17 protein-coding genes are annotated in these 17577 nt (G+C 70.3%); 8 read left to right on the top strand and 9 right to left on the bottom strand.

Going from position 1 to position 17577, the window contains the following annotated elements; translation table 11 throughout:
- Positions 1–124: 124 nt before the first annotated feature.
- The gene (locus A4U64_RS13770) at positions 125–775 is read right to left on the bottom strand and encodes a TetR family transcriptional regulator (protein ID WP_029543099.1); all 651 of its coding nucleotides are present in this window, start codon (positions 773–775) and stop codon (positions 125–127) included.
- Positions 776–877: 102 nt separating this feature from the next.
- Between A4U64_RS13770 and A4U64_RS13765 the strand changes: the two genes are divergently transcribed.
- Positions 878–1750 (top strand): shikimate dehydrogenase, encoded by an 873-nt coding sequence (locus A4U64_RS13765; RefSeq protein WP_050035064.1) that lies wholly within the window; start codon positions 878–880, stop codon positions 1748–1750.
- An 83-nt stretch (positions 1751–1833) separates the two neighbouring features.
- Here A4U64_RS13765 and A4U64_RS13760 read toward each other — a convergent pair whose 3' ends face one another.
- Positions 1834–2502 carry a TetR/AcrR family transcriptional regulator gene (locus A4U64_RS13760; RefSeq protein WP_029543103.1) on the bottom strand — a complete coding sequence of 223 codons (669 nt, stop codon included), beginning with the start codon at positions 2500–2502 and terminating at the stop codon, positions 1834–1836.
- Positions 2503–2564: 62 nt separating this feature from the next.
- On the opposite strand from A4U64_RS13760, the gene A4U64_RS13755 reads away from it, so the two are divergent.
- On the top strand, positions 2565–3743 hold the full coding sequence (locus tag A4U64_RS13755; protein ID WP_029543105.1) for an alpha/beta hydrolase family protein: 1179 nt from the start codon (positions 2565–2567) through the stop codon (positions 3741–3743).
- Positions 3744–3762: 19 nt separating this feature from the next.
- On the opposite strand, the gene fdhD is transcribed toward A4U64_RS13755, so the two are convergent.
- Both fdhD and A4U64_RS13745 read right to left on the bottom strand, forming a co-directional pair.
- Positions 3763–4575 carry a formate dehydrogenase accessory sulfurtransferase FdhD gene (gene fdhD / locus A4U64_RS13750; protein ID WP_006937291.1) on the bottom strand — a complete coding sequence of 271 codons (813 nt, stop codon included), beginning with the start codon at positions 4573–4575 and terminating at the stop codon, positions 3763–3765.
- Positions 4575–6884, bottom strand: coding sequence for an FdhF/YdeP family oxidoreductase (locus A4U64_RS13745; protein WP_065922669.1), 2310 nt, complete (start codon positions 6882–6884; stop codon positions 4575–4577). The genes fdhD and A4U64_RS13745 overlap by 1 nt, the downstream gene beginning before the upstream one ends.
- Before the next feature lie 239 nt (positions 6885–7123).
- Here A4U64_RS13745 and A4U64_RS13740 point away from each other — a divergent pair, with 239 nt between their 5' ends.
- Entirely contained in the window at positions 7124–8476 is a 1353-nt protein-coding gene (locus A4U64_RS13740; RefSeq protein ID WP_043796576.1) for an ammonium transporter, read from the top strand.
- 167 nt (positions 8477–8643) lie between these two features.
- On the opposite strand, the gene A4U64_RS13735 is transcribed toward A4U64_RS13740, so the two are convergent.
- The 5 genes from A4U64_RS13735 to glnT form a co-directional block, all read right to left on the bottom strand.
- The gene (locus A4U64_RS13735; protein WP_029543111.1) at positions 8644–9291 is read right to left on the bottom strand and encodes a helix-turn-helix domain-containing protein; all 648 of its coding nucleotides are present in this window, start codon (positions 9289–9291) and stop codon (positions 8644–8646) included.
- A 134-nt stretch (positions 9292–9425) separates the two neighbouring features.
- The gene (locus A4U64_RS13730) at positions 9426–10751 is read right to left on the bottom strand and encodes an FMN-binding glutamate synthase family protein (protein ID WP_006937284.1); all 1326 of its coding nucleotides are present in this window, start codon (positions 10749–10751) and stop codon (positions 9426–9428) included.
- A 34-nt stretch (positions 10752–10785) separates the two neighbouring features.
- Positions 10786–11514, bottom strand: coding sequence for a protein glxC (locus A4U64_RS13725; RefSeq protein ID WP_231771673.1), 729 nt, complete (start codon positions 11512–11514; stop codon positions 10786–10788).
- Positions 11515–11558: 44 nt separating this feature from the next.
- Positions 11559–12446, bottom strand: coding sequence for a glutamine amidotransferase (locus A4U64_RS13720; RefSeq protein ID WP_006937281.1), 888 nt, complete (start codon positions 12444–12446; stop codon positions 11559–11561).
- A gap of 56 nt (positions 12447–12502) precedes the next feature.
- Positions 12503–13879, bottom strand: a complete 1377-nt coding sequence (gene glnT, locus A4U64_RS13715) for a type III glutamate--ammonia ligase (protein WP_010592825.1) — start codon at positions 13877–13879, stop codon at positions 12503–12505.
- Between the two features lie 301 nt (positions 13880–14180).
- Between glnT and A4U64_RS13710 the strand changes: the two genes are divergently transcribed.
- From A4U64_RS13710 to A4U64_RS13690, 5 genes are read left to right on the top strand one after another with little or no spacing between them, the layout of a single operon-like run.
- On the top strand, positions 14181–14558 hold the full coding sequence (locus tag A4U64_RS13710) for a cupin domain-containing protein (RefSeq protein ID WP_029543116.1): 378 nt from the start codon (positions 14181–14183) through the stop codon (positions 14556–14558).
- Positions 14559–14568: 10 nt separating this feature from the next.
- A complete protein-coding gene (locus tag A4U64_RS13705; RefSeq protein WP_231771672.1) occupies positions 14569–15081 on the top strand; it encodes a 50S ribosomal protein L32 in 513 nt (170 codons plus the stop codon).
- A complete protein-coding gene (locus A4U64_RS13700) occupies positions 15081–16076 on the top strand; it encodes a PDR/VanB family oxidoreductase (protein ID WP_029543120.1) in 996 nt (331 codons plus the stop codon). Before A4U64_RS13705 ends, A4U64_RS13700 begins: the two co-directional genes overlap by 1 nt.
- The gene (locus tag A4U64_RS13695) at positions 16073–17080 is read left to right on the top strand and encodes a heme-dependent oxidative N-demethylase family protein (protein ID WP_065922668.1); all 1008 of its coding nucleotides are present in this window, start codon (positions 16073–16075) and stop codon (positions 17078–17080) included. Before A4U64_RS13700 ends, A4U64_RS13695 begins: the two co-directional genes overlap by 4 nt.
- Positions 17077–17553, top strand: a complete 477-nt coding sequence (locus A4U64_RS13690) for a dimethylamine monooxygenase subunit DmmA family protein (RefSeq protein WP_006937269.1) — start codon at positions 17077–17079, stop codon at positions 17551–17553. Before A4U64_RS13695 ends, A4U64_RS13690 begins: the two co-directional genes overlap by 4 nt.
- Positions 17554–17577: the final 24 nt, after the last annotated feature.

Raw genomic sequence — 17577 nt, 5'->3', positions numbered from 1 at the left:
GAACCCGGGTTCGTACTGCGTTGTCTCGAATGTAGGCGCCATCACACGGTGAACGCAAGATGTATGAACTAGATAGTTCATAAAATTTCGGAACGCGTCCCCGTGCGCATTCCCCCGAGGTCCCTCAGTCGGGCAGGGTCGTCAGGAACGCGACGAGGAGGTCGCCCAGCATCCTCCGATGCCTGGTCCGCAGCTCGTCCGCGGCGAGGTTCTGGTCGAACAGGGCCTGCCAGGTGTACCGGTTGGCGGTGCGGAAGACGCAGAAACTGCTGATCACCAGGTGGACGTCGAGGGCGTCGACGTCGTCGCGGAAGAGGCCGTCGGCCCGGCCGCGTTCGAGGATGCCGGTGAGCACGTCGACGGCGGGGGCGCCCAGGCCGGCGAGATGGGGAGACTGCCGGATGTGCTCGCCCCGGAGCATGTTCTCGTTGGCGACGATGCGGATGAAGTCGGGATGCTGGTCGTGGTGGTCGAACGTGGCCTCGGCCAGCACGCGGATGGCGTCGACGGGGCCGAGGTCTTCGAGGTCCAGCTCGCGCTCCTGGGCGCGGATCGTCCCGTAGGAACTCTCGAGGACGGCCCGGTAGAGGCCCTCCTTGTCGCCGAAGTAGTAATAGATCATCCGCTTGGTGGTCTGCGTGCGCTCGGCGATCTCGTCGACCCGGGCTCCTGACAGTCCCTTGTCCGCGAACTCCGCGGTGGCCACCTCGAGGATGTTCTCCCTGGTGAGGTCGCTGTTGCGGCGTCGTCGGCCGGTCGTCTGCTCGGGTGCCATGGCGCCACCCTATCGACCGGGGTCTTGTCTCCGTGCCGCCCGTGGCCGTACGCTATGGCTTGTAACTCACTAGTTCGTACATTGTGACGTGAAAGGCCCGCCATGACCGACTCGATTCTCTGCGGCCTCATCGGAACCGGCATCGGTGCCTCGCTGACACCCCCGATGCACGAGGAGGAGGGCGCGCGGCAGGGTCTGCGCTACGTCTACAAGATCATCGACCTCGACGAGCTGGGCCTCTCGGTCGCCGACCTGCCGCGGCTGCTGCGCACCGCGCGCGAGCTGGGCTTCCGGGGCCTGAACATCACCCATCCCTGCAAGCAGGCCGTCCTCGACCATCTCGACGACCTGTCGCCCGAGGCGAGCCGCCTCGGCGCCGTCAACACCGTGCTGTTCGACGGCGGGCGCGCGATCGGTCACAACACCGACTGGTCGGGCTTCGGCCGCAACTTCGACCGCGGACTCCCCAGCGTCGCGCTCGACGCGGTCGTCCAGCTCGGGGCCGGTGGGGCCGGGGCGGCGGTCGCGTACGCCGCGCTCACCCGCGGGGTGCGCGCGTTCACCGTCGTCGATCCCGACCTCGCGCGCGCCACCGCGCTGCGCGACACGCTCACCGTGCTGTTCCCGGACGTTGCCGTCTCGTCCGCGACGCCGGCCGAGCTGCCGCGGCTGCTGGCCGCCGCGGACGGCCTGATCCACGCGACGCCCGTCGGCATGGCCGCACATCCCGGAACGGCCTTCGACCCGGCACTGCTGCGCCCCGACCTGTGGGTCGCCGAGGTCGTCTACCGGCCCATCGAGACCGAACTCGTCCTGCGTGCCCGCGCACTCGGCGCCCCGACCCTCACCGGCGCGGGCATGGCCGTCTTCCAGGCCGTCGACGCATTCCGCATCTTCACCGGGGTGGAGCCCGACGCCGACCGCATGCTTGCCCACATGACGGCCCTGATCGAGGCGGAGCGGGTGCCGGCCTGATCTGTCCGTGGGGACGACGGCGCCGCCTCACCGCGGTCGGGACGACGGCGCCGTGTCACCGCGGTCGGGACGACGGCGCCGTGTCACCGCGGTCGGGACGACGGCGCCGAATCACCGCCCGGCACGCGCAACATCGCGCAGGCGAGCTCGACGATCTCCGACTCGAAGGTGGACAGGTCGGTCGCGTCCCCGGCCTCGTGGGCGCGCTCCCACGAGGCGAACGAGCCGATGACGAAGCGCACCGTCAGCCCCACACGCCGACGGGCGTCGGCTTCGGGGAGGTCGAGACACTGCGCGATCGTCTCCAGGAGGGAGGCGAGGACGGTGAGCGACTCGTCGGACGGGTAGTAGTCGGCCTGGACGGCCCCCGGCTGGGGGACCGCCAGGAACACCAGGGGGGCGGTGGCGAGCCACTGCTCGTTGAAGCGAGCCCAGTAGCTGGGCCTTCCGCGGGCGATCTCGGTGACGAGCGGATGGACGTAGGCATAGACGAGCCGTTCGAGTGCCGGGGAGCCGTCGAGGTGGGCTGCGTCCGTCAGTGCCGCCCGCTGGGCGTTGACGTGCGGCGCGTGCCGGCTCCAGACCGCGTCGAGCAGTCCGTGCCACGAGCCGAAGTGATAGGCGATCGCCGAATTGTTGCGCTGACCGGCGGCTGTGACCACCTCGCGCGCCGAGACGCCGTGGATGCCGCGACGGGCGACGAGTTCCTCCGCGGCATCCAGCAGAGCGAGACGACCTGTTGACACTGCCATGCGTCCACTGTACTAAGAAGTTCGACTTTCCAATTAATAAGAACTTCTTAACGGAGGATTCCATGGGTCATCTCTCCTCCCGGAGCGTCCTCGTGGCGCTCGCGGTCACCTCGGTGCTGGCCGCCACGGCCTGCGCGGATTCCGAACCGGCCCCCGCTGCCGAGCGTTCCCCCGGCTCGCTGATCAGCACCCGGCCGCTGACGAGCGCGGCGGCGCTGCCCAGCGCGGCGCGCACGGAACTGATCACCTACCTCTCGGAGGACGCCACGGGACGCCCGATCCTCGTGTCGGGCACCGTTGCGATCCCGCGCGGCGACGCCCCCGGCGGAGGATGGCCGGTGATCAGCTGGGCGCACGGCACGACGGGTGTCGGAGATGCCTGCGCGCCCTCGGCCGACACGGTCGGCGGACCCGCCCACAGCTACCTCTCGCGGACCACCGCGATGCTCGATCGGTGGGTCGCCGACGGCTACGCCGTGGTCCAGACCGACTACGAGGGCCTCGGAACGCCGGGCGGACATCCCTACATGAACGGCGACAGCGCCGCGAACACGGTCGTCGACATCGTGCGTGCCGCACGCGAGGCCGAGCCCGGCATCGGAAACCGGTGGACGGTGATGGGGCACAGCCAGGGCGGGCATGCGGCCCTGTTCACCGCCGCCCAGGGCGCGGAGCGCGCCCCTGAACTGGAACTGCAGGGCGCGGTCGCGTTCGCGCCGGGAAGCCGGACGAGCGAGACCGCCGCCTACTTCGCAACCGGGGGCCCGGGGATCGCTCAGGCCCTGACCTTCCTGCCCGTCCTGTTGCTCGGCGCCGAGGCCGCCGACCCCGAGGTGTCCGCCGACGCGATGCTCACGGACGCGTCCCGTCCGCTGCTCGCGGCGGCGCGCACCGGGTGCATGGACGACGTGCGCAAGGTGGCCGCGACCGTTCCCGTGGACCAGGTGTTCGCGCCCGGTGCGGACGTCGGGCGCCTGACCGAGTACTTCGCCACGCAGGAACTCGAGCAGCTCGCCCTCTCGGTGCCGACCCTCGTCGTGCAGGGCACCGCGGACGTGCTCGTGGCCCGGCAGGTCACCGACGAGGTGACGAAGACCCTGTGCGGCAACGGTTCCCCCCTTGCCTACCGGGTCTACGACGGTGCCGACCACCGCGGCGTGCTCGAGGCCTCCCACGACGACGTGCGGGCCTTCGTCGACGGGGTCAGCTCGGGCGACGCGCCCGAACAGGACTGCAGCTGAGCCGTTCCCGGGCCCCGGGTCATACGACGGATCCGGTGTAGACGTTCATCGAGTCGCCGCGGAGGAAACCGACCAGGGTCAGGCCGGACTCCGCGGCGAGATCGACCGCCAGCGACGAGGGGGCCGACACCGCTCCGAGCGCCGGGACGCCGGCCATCACGGCCTTCTGCACCAGCTCGAAGGAGGCCCGCCCGCTGACGACGAGGACGGTGTCCGGCAACGGGACCCGGTTCTCGGTCAGTGCCCAGCCGAGCACCTTGTCGACCGCGTTGTGCCGGCCCACGTCCTCCCGCAACGCCAGCAGGGTGCCGTCGGGGGTGAACAGCGCGGCGGCGTGCAACCCACCCGTGCTCTGGAAAACCTTCTGCCGCTGCCGCATTCGTGGTGGCATCGAGGCCAGCGCGCGGGCGGAGACCACGAAGCCGTCGGTCAGCGGGAACCGGGTGCGCCCGCGGATCCGGTCGAGGGACTCCTTCCCGCACACCCCGCACGCGGAGCTGGTGAGGAAGTTGCGGGCGCCCGCACCGTCGGGAACGGAGATCCCCGGCGCGAGGTGGACGTCGAGCACGTTGTAGGTGTTGGCGCCGCTGTCGTCGACGCCGTCGCAGTAGCGCACCACGGAGACGTCCTCGCGGCCGCCGATGATCCCCTCGGCGAGCAGGAATCCGTGGGCGAGTTCCACGTCGTGGCCCGGCGTGCGCATCGTGACCGTCAGGGCGCGGCCGTTGAGGCGGATCTCCAGCGGTTCCTCCACCGCGAGGCTGTCCGGTCGGCGTGCTTGCCCGTCCGCGGTGATCCGCAGGACGGGCCGGCGCGCGGTGACCCGCCCCATCAGTCGGCCCCGGCCCGCTCGAGTCGGACGACGATCGCCTTGGAGACCGGGGTGTTCGACTTCGTCGCGACGTGGTCGAGGGGGACCAGCGGATTGGTCTCCGGGTAGTAGGCGGCCGCGTTGCCGCGCGGGGTGCTGTACGCGATGATGCGGAAGTCGCGGACGCGACGCTCCTGCACCGCGCCGTCGGCGGGCCACTCGGACACGATGTCGACGAGGTCGCCGTCGGCGAATCCGAGTTCGGCGATGTCGTCCGTGTGGACGAACACGACCTTGCGGCCGTTCTTCACGCCGCGGTAGCGGTCGTCGAGCCCGTAGATGGTGGTGTTGTACTGATCGTGGCTGCGCAGCGTCTGCAGCACGAGCCGGCCCGGGGGAGTGGGCACCCACACCAGGTCGTTGACGCTGAAATTGGCCTTGCCGGTGTGCGTGCGGAATTCGCGGTTGTCGCGGGGCGGGTGCGGCAACTGGAACCCGTCGCGCCGGCGGACCTTGGTGTTGTAGTCCTCGCAGCCGGGCACGACCCGCCCGATCGAGTCGCGGATCAGGTCGTAGTTGCCCTCGAACGCCGACCAGCGGACCGGATGGTCGGGGCCGAACAGCTCGCGGGCGAGCCGGCAGACGATCGCGACCTCGCTGTGCAGCTGGTCGCCGACCGGCTGCAACCGGCCCCGTGACAGGTGCACCATGGACATCGAATCCTCCACGGAAACAAGCTGTTTGCCGCTCTCCTGGATGTCGAGGTCGGTGCGTCCGAGGGTGGGCAGGATCAGCGCTGTGCGCCCGTGCACGAGATGGCTGCGGTTGAGCTTGGTCGAGATCTGCACGGTCAGCTCGCAGCGGCGCAACGCCTCCTCGGTGGCGTGGGTGTCCGGGGTCGCGGCGACGAAGTTGCCGCCCATCGCCATGAAGAAGCTCGCCCGGCCGTCGCGCATCGCGCGGATCGCCTCGACGGTGTCGTACCCGTGCCTGCGCGGGCTCGTGATCCCGAACTCGAGGTCCAGCGCGGCGAGGAAGGACTCGGGCATCTTCTCCCAGATGCCCATCGTCCGGTCACCCTGCACGTTCGAATGCCCCCGCACCGGGCAGACCCCGGCCCCGGGCTTGCCGATCATCCCGCGCAGCAGCAGCAGGTTGACCGCCTCGGCGATGGTGGCGACGGCATGGGTGTGCTGAGTCAGGCCCATCGCCCAGCACGCCACGGTGCGTTGGGAGGTGGCCAGGTCCCGGGCGGTGGACCGCAGCTGCGCCTCGCTCAGCCCGGTGGCCTCGAGGACGGTGCCGAGGTCGACCGCGCGGACGTGCCGCTCGTAGTCGTCGAAGCCGGCGCAGTGGGCCTCGACGAAGGCCCGGTCGATCACGGTGCCGGGCGCGGCGTCCTCCGCCTCGAACAGCAGCCTGCCGAGCCCCTGGAACAGCGCCATGTCGCCACCGAGGCGGATCTGCAGGAACTCGTCGGCGATGTCCGTGCCGTGGCCGAGCACGCCGTCGACGCGCTGCGGGTCCTTGAACCGGAGCAGCCCCGCCTCGGGGAGCGGGTTGATCGCGATGATCTTGGCCCCGTTCTCCTTGGCCTTCACCAGGGTGGAGAGCATGCGCGGATGGTTGGTGCCCGGGTTCTGACCGGCGACGAGGATGAGGTCCGCGTGCTCGAGGTCCGGCACCGACACCGAGCCCTTGCCGATTCCGATGGTCTCGACGAGTGCGCTGCCGGAGGACTCGTGGCACATGTTGGAGCAGTCCGGCATGTTGTTGGTGCCGTAGCTGCGGATCAGCAGCTGGTAGAGGAACGCGGCCTCGTTGCTGGTGCGGCCCGACGTGTAGAAGACGGCGTGGTCCGGGGTGGGGAGCGCACGCAGGTGGTCGGCGATCAGCCGGTACGCGTCGTCCCAGTCGACGGGGGTGTAGTGGGTCGCGCCGGGGCGGAGGACCATCGGATGGGTCAGGCGGCCCTGCTGCCCGAGCCAGTAGCCGGTCTTCTCCGACAGTTCCGCGACGGAGTGACGGGCGAAGAACTCGGGCGTGACCGTCCGCAGGGTGGCTTCCTCGGCGACGGCCTTGGCGCCGTTCTCGCAGAACTCCGCGGGCTTGCGGTGGCCGGGCGTCTCGGGCCAGGCGCACCCCGGGCAGTCGAAACCGTGCCGCTGGTTGAGCCGCGGCAGCGTGGCCGCCGTGCGGGCCACGCCCATCTGCTCGTAGGCGCGTTTCAGCGACACCAGGACCGCCGGGACACCGGCGGCGTGGTCCTTGGGTCCGGTGACCTCGAGGTCGGATTCCACGATGTCGTGCAGCGGACCGTGTCGAGTCATGTGTCCATCCTCACCCGCGAGCGATGCGCATACCAGTTCGAACGCTACCGGTCGCCCCCGAGCGAGCGCTCGGCGGTGGGCAGTGCCGGGGGCGAGCCGCCGTTACACGAAGTTCACCGGCGGCTCCCACGCAGATTACACACTGGGTTCACTCTCAGATGACGGTGATTAACAACATAAGACAGTCACCGCGACACGTACGAGGGGCGATCCCTCGGGACTGAACAAGGTGGACACCTATGGAAGAGGCAATCGCTGCCGCCGACACCGCCTGGATTCTCGCGGCCTTCACGGCGGTCTCGCTGATGGTTCCCGGGCTGGCGCTGTTCTACGGCGGCATGGTGAGCGTCCGCAGCACGCTCAACATGATCATGATGACGTTCGCGGGCTTCGCGCTCGTCGGAGTTCTGTGGGTTCTGTTCGGCTACTCGGCGGTGCTCGGAAACTCGCTCGGCGGTGCCGGACTGCTCGGCAACCCCCTCGAGTATCTCGGGCTCGGCCAGCTGCTCGAGGCGCCGGCCGAACCGGGACTCCCGCCGGCGCTGATAGCCGGATTCCAGCTCTTGTTCGCGGGCATCACGGTCGCCCTCGTGTGCGGCGCCCTTGCCGACCGCATGAAGTTCTCGGCCTGGATGGTGTTCGCCGGGCTGTGGGCTGTGCTGGTGTACTTCCCCGTCGCGCACTGGGTCTTCGCGTTCGATTCCGAGGACGGGTCCGTCGTCGGCGGCTGGATCGCCAACACCCTCGGTGCGGTCGACTTCGCCGGCGGCACCGCCGTGCACATCAACGCCGGCATCGCGGCCCTCGCGGTCATCATCGTCCTGGGCAAGCGGCGCTCGTTCCTGAATCCGCCCCGCCCGCACAGCCTTCCGCTGACCGTTCTCGGTGCCGGCATCCTGTTCTTCGGCTGGTTCGGGTTCAACGGCGGTTCCGCGCTCGCCGCGGACAACAACGCCTCGGTCGTCGTGCTCAACACCATCGCTGCGTCGTGCGCCGGCATCTGTGGCTGGCTGATCGTCGAGAAGCTGCGGGAGGGTCACGCCACGACCCTCGGCGCCGCGTCCGGCCTCATCGCCGCGCTCGTCGCGATCACCCCGGCCTGCGGTGCCGTCTCGCCGCTCGGCGCACTGGTCGTCGGTGCCCTGGCCGGTGCGCTGTGCTGCTTCGCGATCTCGCTGAAGTTCCGCCTGGGCTACGACGACGCTCTCGACGTCGTCGGCATCCACCTCGTCGGCGGTGTTCTCGGCACGCTGCTCATCGGTTTACTGGCGGTGCCGGAGGCTCCCAGCGGCGCGGCCGGGCTGTTCTACGGCGGCGGAATCGGCCTGCTCGGCACCCAGACCGTCGCGGTGCTCGCGGTGCTGGCCTACTCCTTCGTCGTCACCTGGATCATCGCCAAGGGTCTCGACCTGGTGATGGGCCTGCGCGTCGATCCGGAGGCCGAGTACGAGGGTCTCGACGTCGTCGTGCACGGCGAGACCGCCTACGTGCTCGACGCGGTGGGCTTCACCGGCACGTCCCGTACGGAGGCGGCGTCGGTCGCGGAGGCGGCGACGGCACTCACGTCCAAGGCGGCAGCCGAGAAGCTCTGACCGAGGACCGACAACGGGTGAGGCCCCCGCTACGGCGGGGGCCTCGTTCGTCGTCGAGCGGGAGATTCTCGCGACGAGGGGGCGGTTACCGCTGCCTGCACCCGCGATGCACCGCGGCGGTGTCCCTCTCGACGCGGAAACCCCCCCGCTCGTGGTGGAGAGCGGGATCAGTCCTGGTGTTTGTCCGGGTACGCGGTGACCGCGAGGAACCGGATGGGCAGGGTGACGAGCTCGTTCGGCCCGTGGATGCCCTCGCCGTCGAGCAGCAGGGCGTCGCCGGGTTGGAGCCGGTACTCGGATTCGCCGTGCCCGTAGACCATCTCGCCCTCGAGCATGTAGAGCAGCTCGGTCCCCGGATGCTGGAACAGCGGGAAGACCTCGCTCGCGTCGGTGAGCGTCACCAGCACGGGCTCGAGCCGCTTGTGCTGGCCCCGCAGCGTGCCGAGCAACTCGTAGTGGTGTCCGACGCGGGTGCCGCGGCCGACGATCTCCGCGCCCTGGCCGGCCTTGACGAACACCGCCTCGCGCTGCGCGTCGGCGCCGCGGAACAGCGACGTCACCGGTACGTCGAGACCTGCGGCCAGGCGGGCGAGGGTCGAGAGGCTGCACGACGTCTGGGCGTTCTCGATCTTCGACAGCATCGCCTTGGAGATGCCCACCTTCGCGGCCATGTCGCCCACGGAGAGCCCGCTGGCGATCCGCAACTTGCGGACCTCCTGTGCGATGGCGCGTTCCAGGTCCACCCCGGTCGGGGTGTCCCGCGGGACCTCCCGGCCCGGCGCGTCGTGCAGTACGGGGCGCTCGGGGCTGCTCATGTCCTCACTGTACGTGCTGTTTCCCGACAGTGGACGATCGTGCGAGGGGCAGGCACACGGAACGAGCGAATGTGCCTTACCGTCGGACAGGCCGACAGTAAGGCACATTCGCTCGGTGGAAGGCGGGCAGCGGCTCAGAAGCCCTGGCCGGGCACCCAGTTGGTGCCGGCCAGTGGCACCCGCGCCATGGCGGCCGACTCGATGGTCAGGGCCACGAGGTCCTGCGGCTCGAGGTTGCGCAGGTGCGACTTGCCGCAGGCGCGTGCGATGGTCTGGGCCTCCATGGTGAGCACGCGCAGGTAGTTCGCGAGGCGGCGGCCGCCCTCGACCGGATCGAACCGGGCCTGCAGGTCCGGATCCTGCGTGGTGATGCCGGCGGGGTCCTTGCCGTCCTGGAAGTCGTCGTAGAACCCGGCGGCCGAGCCGAGCTTCTCGTACTCCGCCTGGTACCGGGGGTTGTTGTCGCCCAACGCGATCAGCGCCGCGGTGCCGATGGCGACGGCGTCCGCGCCGAGGGCCATGGCCTTGGCGACGTCGGCGCCGGACCGGATGCCGCCGGAGACGACGAGCTGCACGCCACCGGGGGTGCGGTGCATTCCCATCTCCTGCAGCGCCTGCACGGCCTGGGGGATCGCGGCGAGGGTGGGAATGCCGACGTGCTCGATGAACACGTCCTGCGTGGCGGCCGTGCCACCCTGCATGCCGTCGACCACGACGACGTCGGCCCCGGCCTTCACGGCGAGCTTGACGTCGTAGTAGGTGCGGGTTGCGCCGACCTTGACGTAGATCGGCTTCTCCCACCCGGTGATCTCGCGCAGTTCGATGATCTTGACGGCGAGGTCGTCCGGGCCGGTCCAGTCGGGGTGCCGGCACGCGCTGCGCTGGTCGATACCGACGGGCAGGGTGCGCATTCCGGCGACGCGCTCGGTGATCTTCTGCCCGAGCAGCATGCCGCCGCCGCCGGGCTTGGCGCCCTGGCCGAGGACGACCTCGATCGCGTCGGCCTTGCGCAGGTCGTCGGGGTTCATCCCGTAGCGCGACGGCAGGTACTGGTAGACGAGGTGCTTGGACTGACCGCGTTCCTCCGGCGTCATGCCGCCGTCGCCGGTGGTGGTGGACGTGCCGACCTCGCTGGCGCCGCGCCCGAGAGCCTCCTTCGCCCGCCCGGACAGCGCCCCGAAGCTCATGCCGGCGATGGTGACCGGGATGTCGAGGTGCAGCGGGTACTTCGCGTGCCGGTCGCCGAGGACCACGTCGGTCTCGCACTTCTCGCGGTAACCCTCGAGCGGGTACCGCGACATCGACGCGCCGAGGAACAGCAGGTCGTCGAAGTGCGGAAGCTTGCGCTTGGCGCCCCATCCGCGGATGTCGTAGATGCCGGTCTCGGCGGCACGCTGGATCTCGTGGATGACGTTGCGGTCGAAGGTGGCCGACTCACGAAGTCCGGGCTGGAAGGTCATGGGAGTCTCCTGGGATGCGGTGCGGGCGGTGCGATCAGTACGCCGAGGCGTTGTCGACGTGGAAGTGGTAGAGCCCGCGGGCGGAGCCGTAGCGGGTGAACTCGGCGGGGTCGGCGTCGAAGCCGGCCGCCCGGAGGAGTTCGCGCAGTTCCTCGAGGTGCTCGGGCCGCATCTCCTTCTTGACGCAGTCCGCACCGAGGGAGGCGACGGTGCCGCGGATGTAGATGCGCGCCTCGTACAACGAATCTCCGAGGGCCTCGCCGGCGTCGCCGAGGACGACGAGCCGTCCGGCCTGTCCCATGAAGGCGCTCATGTGGCCGATGCTGCCGCCGACGACGATGTCGACGCCCTTCATGGAGATGCCGCAGCGGGCGGCGGCATTGCCCTCGATCACCAGCAGCCCGCCGTGGGCCGTGGCGCCGGCGGACTGGGAGGCGTCCCCGGTGACGCGCACGGTGCCCGACATCATGTTCTCGGCGACCCCGACCCCGGCGTTGCCCGCGACGGTGACGGTCGCATGCTTGTTCATCCCGGCGGCGTAGTAGCCGACGTGGCCTTCGATGCGCACGTCGATCGGCCGGTCGAGCCCGCACGCGAGGGCGTGCTTGCCCTGGGGATTGGTCACGGTCACCGCGGCCGGGGCCTCGGTGGCCTGCAGTGCGGCGTTCAGTTCGCGCGTGGTGGTGACGTCCAGGTCGTACGTCGCCGTGGTGGGGAGCGTGTCGGTGGGCAGTGTGTCGGTGCGCAGCGTCTCGGTGGTCATGGGCGTCTCCGGCGTCGAAGAGATGGGGGAAGCGTCGGTGCTGGTCAGCGGTGCCATACGTAGACCCGCTCCGGCTCGGGCTCGAAGATGTGAGCGTCCGCGATGCCGGGCAGGCCGGCGAGGGCCCGGAACTCGGAGGCCATCGCGACGTACGCGTCGGTCTCGGCGACGATCGCCGGCTTGCAGGCGATCGGGTCGCGTACGACGGCGAACGAGTCGGACGTCGACACGAGGAGGGTGTAGAACCCGTCGAAGCGCTCCCCGAGCAGGCGCAGGGCCTTCTCCAGGTCGGCGCCCTCGGCGAGGTGCTTGGCGACGAACCGTGCCCCGACCTCGGTGTCGTTCTCGCTGTCGAATGCCACACCCTCGGCCTCGAGTTCGCGCTTGACCGACAGGTGGTTGGAGAACGAGCCGTTGTGCACCAGGCACTGGTCCGGGCCGACGGCGAACGGGTGCGAGCCGGCGGCGGTGACGGCCGATTCGGTGGCCATGCGGGTGTGGCCGACGCCCTGCCAGCCGGAGGCGGCCGGGATCCCGAAGCGCTCGGCCAGCGCCACCGGATCGCCCATGCCCTTGAGGACGGTCACGTCGTCGCCGAAGCCGATGATCGTTGCACCGGGGTCGACGGCGCGGACGGTGTCGGCGAGCAACTGGGCCGGGACCGGCGCGTGGAGCACGGTGGTGGGGGCCAGGTCGATCGCGGTCACGGTCACGCCGAGTGCGGCACCGGCGGTGGCGGCGACGTCCGGGGCGGCGCCGAGCAGGGACACCGACGCGTGGCCGGCGGGGGAGAAGGTGGGGTCGCCGTAGAGGGCGACTCCGGCCGAATCCGGTCCCCGGTCGACCATCTGGCCGAGCATGCCGGTCAGCAGGCCACCCAGCCGGGGGGCGAGGGAGGCGTCACGCAGGTGAAGCCCGACGATTCCGCACATGGGTCGTCTCTCCTTTACAGGTCGTCGTTCGCGGTGGCCCGTTCGGACCGAACGGGTCAGAAGGCGGTCAGGTAGCTGTCGATCTCCCACGAGGTCACGGTGTTGTGCCAGTGGAAGAACTCCTCCCGCTTGAGGGAGGCGAAGTACTCGGCGACGCCCGGGCCGGCGGCGTCGAGGGCGCCGGTGACGACGGGGTCGGCGGTGAGCGCGTCCATCGCGTGCAGCAGGGTCATCGGCAGCGTCTCCGAGTTCGGGGTGCCGCCGGGTGCGCCGGGATCGAGCTTGCGGTCGATGCCGTCGAGGCCCGCCGCGACGGTCGCGGCGGCAGCGAGGTACGGGTTGGCGGAGCCGTCCCCGCCGCGCAGCTCGACGCGGTTGCCGTCCGGAACGCGGAGGTAGTGGGTGCGGTCGTTGCCGCCGTAGGTGGCGTGCCGCGGCGACCACGTCGCGCCGGAGCTGGTCGCGGTGGCGCCGGTCCGCTTGTAGGAGTTGACGGTCGGGGCGATCACGCCCTGCAGGGCGCAGGCATGGTCGAGGATGCCGGCGATGAACGCGTAGGCGGTCTCGGACAGGCCGAGACCGCGCGGGTCCTCGGCGTCGGGGAAGGCGGAGCCGTCCTCCCGCCACAGCGACAGGTGCATGTGCATGCCCGAGCCGGTGCGGTCGGCGAACGGCTTGGGCATGAAGGTCGCGGTCATGCCGCGCTGCTCGGCGAGCACCGAGATCAGGTAGCGCAGGGTGACGACGCGGTCGGCGGTGGTCATCGCGTCGGCGTACTGGAAGTTCTGCTCGAACTGCCCGTTGCCGTCCTCGTGGTCGTTGGCGTAGTTGCCCCAGCCGAGGGAGTTCATCGCCGCGGAGATCGAGGTCAGGTGCTCGTACATGCGGGTGACGTCACGGGCGTCGTAGCAGGGCTGCCGGGAGGTGTCGAGCACGTCGGCGGTGCGCAGCGTCCCGTCCTCGTCGCGCTGGACGAGGAAGTACTCGATCTCGGCGCCGACCTTGACGGACAGGCCCCGTTCGGCCGCCTTGCCGAGAACCTCCTTCAGGATCACCCGCGGGGCGTAGGGCCAGGGCTTGCCCTCGACGTGGGGATCGCAGTGCACCAGCGCAAGGCCCGGGCGCACGAACGGGATCGGCGTGAAGGAGGTGGGATCCGGGATGGCGACGAGGTCGGGATCCCTGGGGACCTGACCCATGGCTCCGGCGGCGTAGCCCGCGAAGCCGACCCCGTCGGACTGCAGCTCGTCGACCGCCTCGACCGGGACGAGCTTGGCGCAGGGCTTGCCGGCGAGGTTGGTGAACACCGCGAGGATGAAGCGGGTGTCGGTGGCGCGGGCGAGTGCGGCGAGATCGGCGGAGCCGGCGGCATCGGCGGGGGCGTCCGTGGAGGGCAGACGCATCACGGGGAGGTCGGTGGCTTCGAGCGTCATGGGGACTCCTGGGGTTCGGCTGCGAAGTTTCATAAGGTGAATCGCTGTCGAATGCAATGAAACATAGCATGCATGACGGGCGTGTTACGCCGCCGTGAGTTTGTGGTGACGGTCCGGCTCGGCCCGCGCCGCTCGGGGGAGAAACGAATGTTCCTGACGCTGAGAGGATTCGGTTACACGCGTTAACGCGTCGGCAACCGTCGGTGCGTTTCATCTCATTACTGTCTGTTTCACGTCAGCGATCGACGTTCCGTCCTCCCGCCCACGGCCGGTGCAGCCGGCCTCGTTCCTAGGAGCACTCATGGCAGAAACCACCACGGTTCCCGCATTCCGCGTCACCGCCGACTTCTGGAAGACCCTGCCCCAGATGTCCACCGAGGAATTCCCGGGCACCGAGGGCTTCATCGACGACGTCTATCCCAACCCCGAGGGGTCGGAGATGGCCGCGGGCTACTTCAAGCTCGCGCACACCGACGCCCCGCTGGACTACCTGTACGAGTACGACGAGATGAAGGTCGTCCTCGAAGGGGAGTTCCGCCTGGAGAACCTGGATACCGGCCAGGTGGAGATCGCCCGCGCCAAGGACGCGATCTTCTTCCCCAAGGGCTCGCGGATCCGCTTCACCACCCCCGACGGCGCCCTGGCGTTCTACGTCGGCCAGCGCACGTTCGCGCCGTAAGGATCCGGCCATGAGCGTCTGTATGGAGACCACCAGCGTGCCGCGCTGGGACGAGGAGCGGACCGTGGCCGACGGCGGCAGGACGGTCACCGTCCTGTCGTTCGGCGACGCCGCCACCGACCACGCTCGCCGCCTGGTGACCTCCTTCGAAGGCCGGCGAGTGAGCTGGCTACGGGCGCCCGCCACCTGGGGCGACGCGGCCGCGGAGGTGCTGCAGCGTCAGCTCTCCGCGGCCCGCGTCGGCTGGCGGCTCGTGCTGGTGGGCGACGAGGCCGCCGTCCTCGCCGCCCGGGCCGTGGCCGTCGCCGCGGGGGCGCTCGACGACGAGATTTTGCCCGAGGTGCTGACCACGGACACGCGCACGGTGTACTGCGCCCACTGCCGACACACCCACGACGCCACCGCCGCGATCGGGCAGGCCAGCACGTGCCCCGCGTGTTCGGCGGAACTCGTCGTGTACCACCACGTTTCGCGCCACCACGGCGCATATCTCGGCTACCAGCTCGACGCGGAGGAAAGCTGATGACCCTCGTATCCGATGCCGGAGCGGCCGTCCGGCGCAGCGACGCGACCCTCGCCCTCACCGTCGCCGAGGTGGCCACCGTCGCCACCGGAGTGCGGCACGTGCGGTTCGTCGACCCCACCGGTGCGCCGCTGCCGTCGTTCACCCCGGGCAGCCACGTCGTGCTCTCCTGCGGCGCCCACGACGACGGCCGGCCCCGCCGCAACTCCTACTCCCTGACCGGTCCGGAGCTCGAACCGCAGAGCTACTCGATCTCCGTGCGGCTCGACGAGACCGGCCGGGGCGGCTCCCGCTGGATCCACGCCCTCGAGGTCGGGGACGTCGTGGAGGTCAGCAGGCCCCGAAGTGCCTTCGCGCCGATCCTCACCGCGCGTCACCACATGCTCGTGGCCGGCGGTATCGGCGTCACACCCATCCTCTCGCACGCCCGCGCCGCCGCTCAGTGGGGCCGCTCCTTCGAGGTCCACTACACCTTCCGCGAGGGCGACGGCCCGCACCTCGGCGAGTTGCGCGAACTGTGCGGCGACCGCCTGCACACCTACCACACCCCCGAGGAGTTCTGGGCCGCACTCGGCCCGGCCCTGCTCGATCAACCGCTCGGCACCCACCTGTACGTGTGCGGGCCCTCCGGTCTCATCGACGAACTCACCCGTCGCGCCCGCGGCGCGGGCTGGCCGGATGCCCGCATCCACTACGAGCACTTCGGTGTCGGCGACCTCGAGCCCGGAACCCCGTTCACCGCGCATCTGCGCCGCACAGGGGTCGACATCGCCGTGAACTCCGGCGTGAGCCTGCTCGAAGCGCTCGAGGCGCGCGGGGTACCGGTGCCCAACCTGTGCCGGCAGGGGGTGTGCGGCGAGTGCCGGATCCCGGTGGCGGACGGCGCGATCGAGCACCGCGACCTGTACCTGACCGACGCGGAGAAGCACGCCGGCGACTGCATGATGCCGTGCGTCTCCCGCGCCGGCGGCGAGCGATTGGAGCTGGACCTGTGACTGCCGCAACCGAATTCGAGGTGCTCCCGGAACGCGTCGCGCGGTTCCCGTTCCCCTTCCCGCGGGACACCTACCGGTACAGCACCAACGTCGAGCCGGCCGGGACCCGCGCGGACACGGCGGCCGGCGGCTGGGGCGAGCACCCGGTCGACATGGACGGCTTCCTTCTCGACGAACTCGCCGAACGACGGCGCGTGCTCGACGCCGACCCGAGCCGCTTCCAGGCGCTCGGGCACATGGAGGTCGCGCAGTGGGACGCGATGCTCACCCTCATGAAGATGCTGGCCGAGGCATACCCGCAGACGTTCGCGCTCGACCGTGACGGCACCGTCCGGCGGTGGAGCAACCGCGCCCTCGACCTCGAGCAGACGTTCGTCTACGGGCAGTCCGCCACCCTGCCCGAGCCGCCGCTGCTGTACATCGGCCGGCAGATCCAGGAGGACGTCGTGCTGCTCGATCAGCGCGACGGCGCCCTGTGGGGTGACGCGGGCCTGGTGACGTTCGCCGCGGACTGGTCGCTGCGCTTCGACGTCGGGATGAGCTTCCTGCAGATCCACGGTCCCGTGCCCCGCATCCACACCGAAGGGGTGATCACCCGCGCCCAGTCCTTCCTCATGGGACTGCACGCCGGGCAACGGTATCGGCGCACCAACTGGACCCTCACCGTGGACCGCCGGCTCGACACGGCCACCGAGACGTATCCCGAATGGGGACGCGATCGGCGCCTGCTCGCCGAGGGCCCACTCGACGACGTCGGCCGTCGCCTGCACCTGCGGGTCGAGGTGCAGCACCTGATCCGGCTCGGCGCGTCCGGCGCGATCATGTTCCTCATCCGCACCTACCTGCTGCCCTTCGAGGAGATCGCGCTGGTGCCGGAATGGGCCGACCGGCTCTACCGGGTGCTCGAGGAACTGCCCGAGGACATGGCCGACTACAAGGGCATCACGCGCACCCGCGAACCCGGTCTGAAGTGGTTGCGCGAGTTCGGAGGTGTGCGGCCGTGAAGAACTCGGGATTCGTCACCGGTGCGGTGCCCCCGATCGATCCGGGCGGGCGCATCCACCTGCTGTTCAGCCTCGGCGACTGCGCCGACGCGCGGGCCGCGGTGACGGCCTGGGCGGCGCAGGCACTCGCCCTCGGCCGCGTCGCGACCACGGTGCCGAACGCGAGCGCGGACGAGGTGTCGCGGCTCGTGCGTGAGGCCCGCGCCGGTGCCCGCGTGCTGATCGCCGGCCCGCGGCGTGAGGCGATGGCCGCGACGGCTGCGGCGCGTACCGCCGGCGTGCTGCCGTGCGAGATGACCACCTACGTCACCGCCGCCGACGGAGTGTCGCTGTTCTGCCCGCACTGCGCCACCACCCAGTCCGTCGACGCCGCTCCCGGGGCGGTCGTCGCCTGCGGTTCGTGCGGCCTGGACCTCGAGATCCGTCCTCATCTGTCGGGACATCACGGCACCTACCTCGGCGCCGTGGCCTGACCCGCCATCCGGAAAGGAACCTTC

Source organism: Rhodococcus sp. WB1 (genome assembly GCF_001700945.1).
GTDB lineage: Bacteria > Actinomycetota > Actinomycetes > Mycobacteriales > Mycobacteriaceae > Rhodococcus > Rhodococcus aetherivorans.
Note: the sequence above shows the minus strand (reverse complement) of the source record. Positions and strands in the feature narration are given on the sequence as shown.

Coding starts and splice junctions, on each gene's coding strand:
- A4U64_RS13770 (WP_029543099.1), bottom strand. CDS start 775: ATGGCACCCGAGCAGACGACCGGCCGACGACGCCGCAACAGCGACCTC.
- A4U64_RS13765 (WP_050035064.1), top strand. CDS start 878: ATGACCGACTCGATTCTCTGCGGCCTCATCGGAACCGGCATCGGTGCC.
- A4U64_RS13760 (WP_029543103.1), bottom strand. CDS start 2,502: ATGGCAGTGTCAACAGGTCGTCTCGCTCTGCTGGATGCCGCGGAGGAA.
- A4U64_RS13755 (WP_029543105.1), top strand. CDS start 2,565: ATGGGTCATCTCTCCTCCCGGAGCGTCCTCGTGGCGCTCGCGGTCACC.
- fdhD (WP_006937291.1), bottom strand. CDS start 4,575: ATGGGGCGGGTCACCGCGCGCCGGCCCGTCCTGCGGATCACCGCGGAC.
- A4U64_RS13745 (WP_065922669.1), bottom strand. CDS start 6,884: ATGACTCGACACGGTCCGCTGCACGACATCGTGGAATCCGACCTCGAG.
- A4U64_RS13740 (WP_043796576.1), top strand. CDS start 7,124: ATGGAAGAGGCAATCGCTGCCGCCGACACCGCCTGGATTCTCGCGGCC.
- A4U64_RS13735 (WP_029543111.1), bottom strand. CDS start 9,291: ATGAGCAGCCCCGAGCGCCCCGTACTGCACGACGCGCCGGGCCGGGAG.
- A4U64_RS13730 (WP_006937284.1), bottom strand. CDS start 10,751: ATGACCTTCCAGCCCGGACTTCGTGAGTCGGCCACCTTCGACCGCAAC.
- A4U64_RS13725 (WP_231771673.1), bottom strand. CDS start 11,514: ATGACCACCGAGACGCTGCGCACCGACACACTGCCCACCGACACGCTC.
- A4U64_RS13720 (WP_006937281.1), bottom strand. CDS start 12,446: ATGTGCGGAATCGTCGGGCTTCACCTGCGTGACGCCTCCCTCGCCCCC.
- glnT (WP_010592825.1), bottom strand. CDS start 13,879: ATGACGCTCGAAGCCACCGACCTCCCCGTGATGCGTCTGCCCTCCACG.
- A4U64_RS13710 (WP_029543116.1), top strand. CDS start 14,181: ATGGCAGAAACCACCACGGTTCCCGCATTCCGCGTCACCGCCGACTTC.
- A4U64_RS13705 (WP_231771672.1), top strand. CDS start 14,569: ATGAGCGTCTGTATGGAGACCACCAGCGTGCCGCGCTGGGACGAGGAG.
- A4U64_RS13700 (WP_029543120.1), top strand. CDS start 15,081: ATGACCCTCGTATCCGATGCCGGAGCGGCCGTCCGGCGCAGCGACGCG.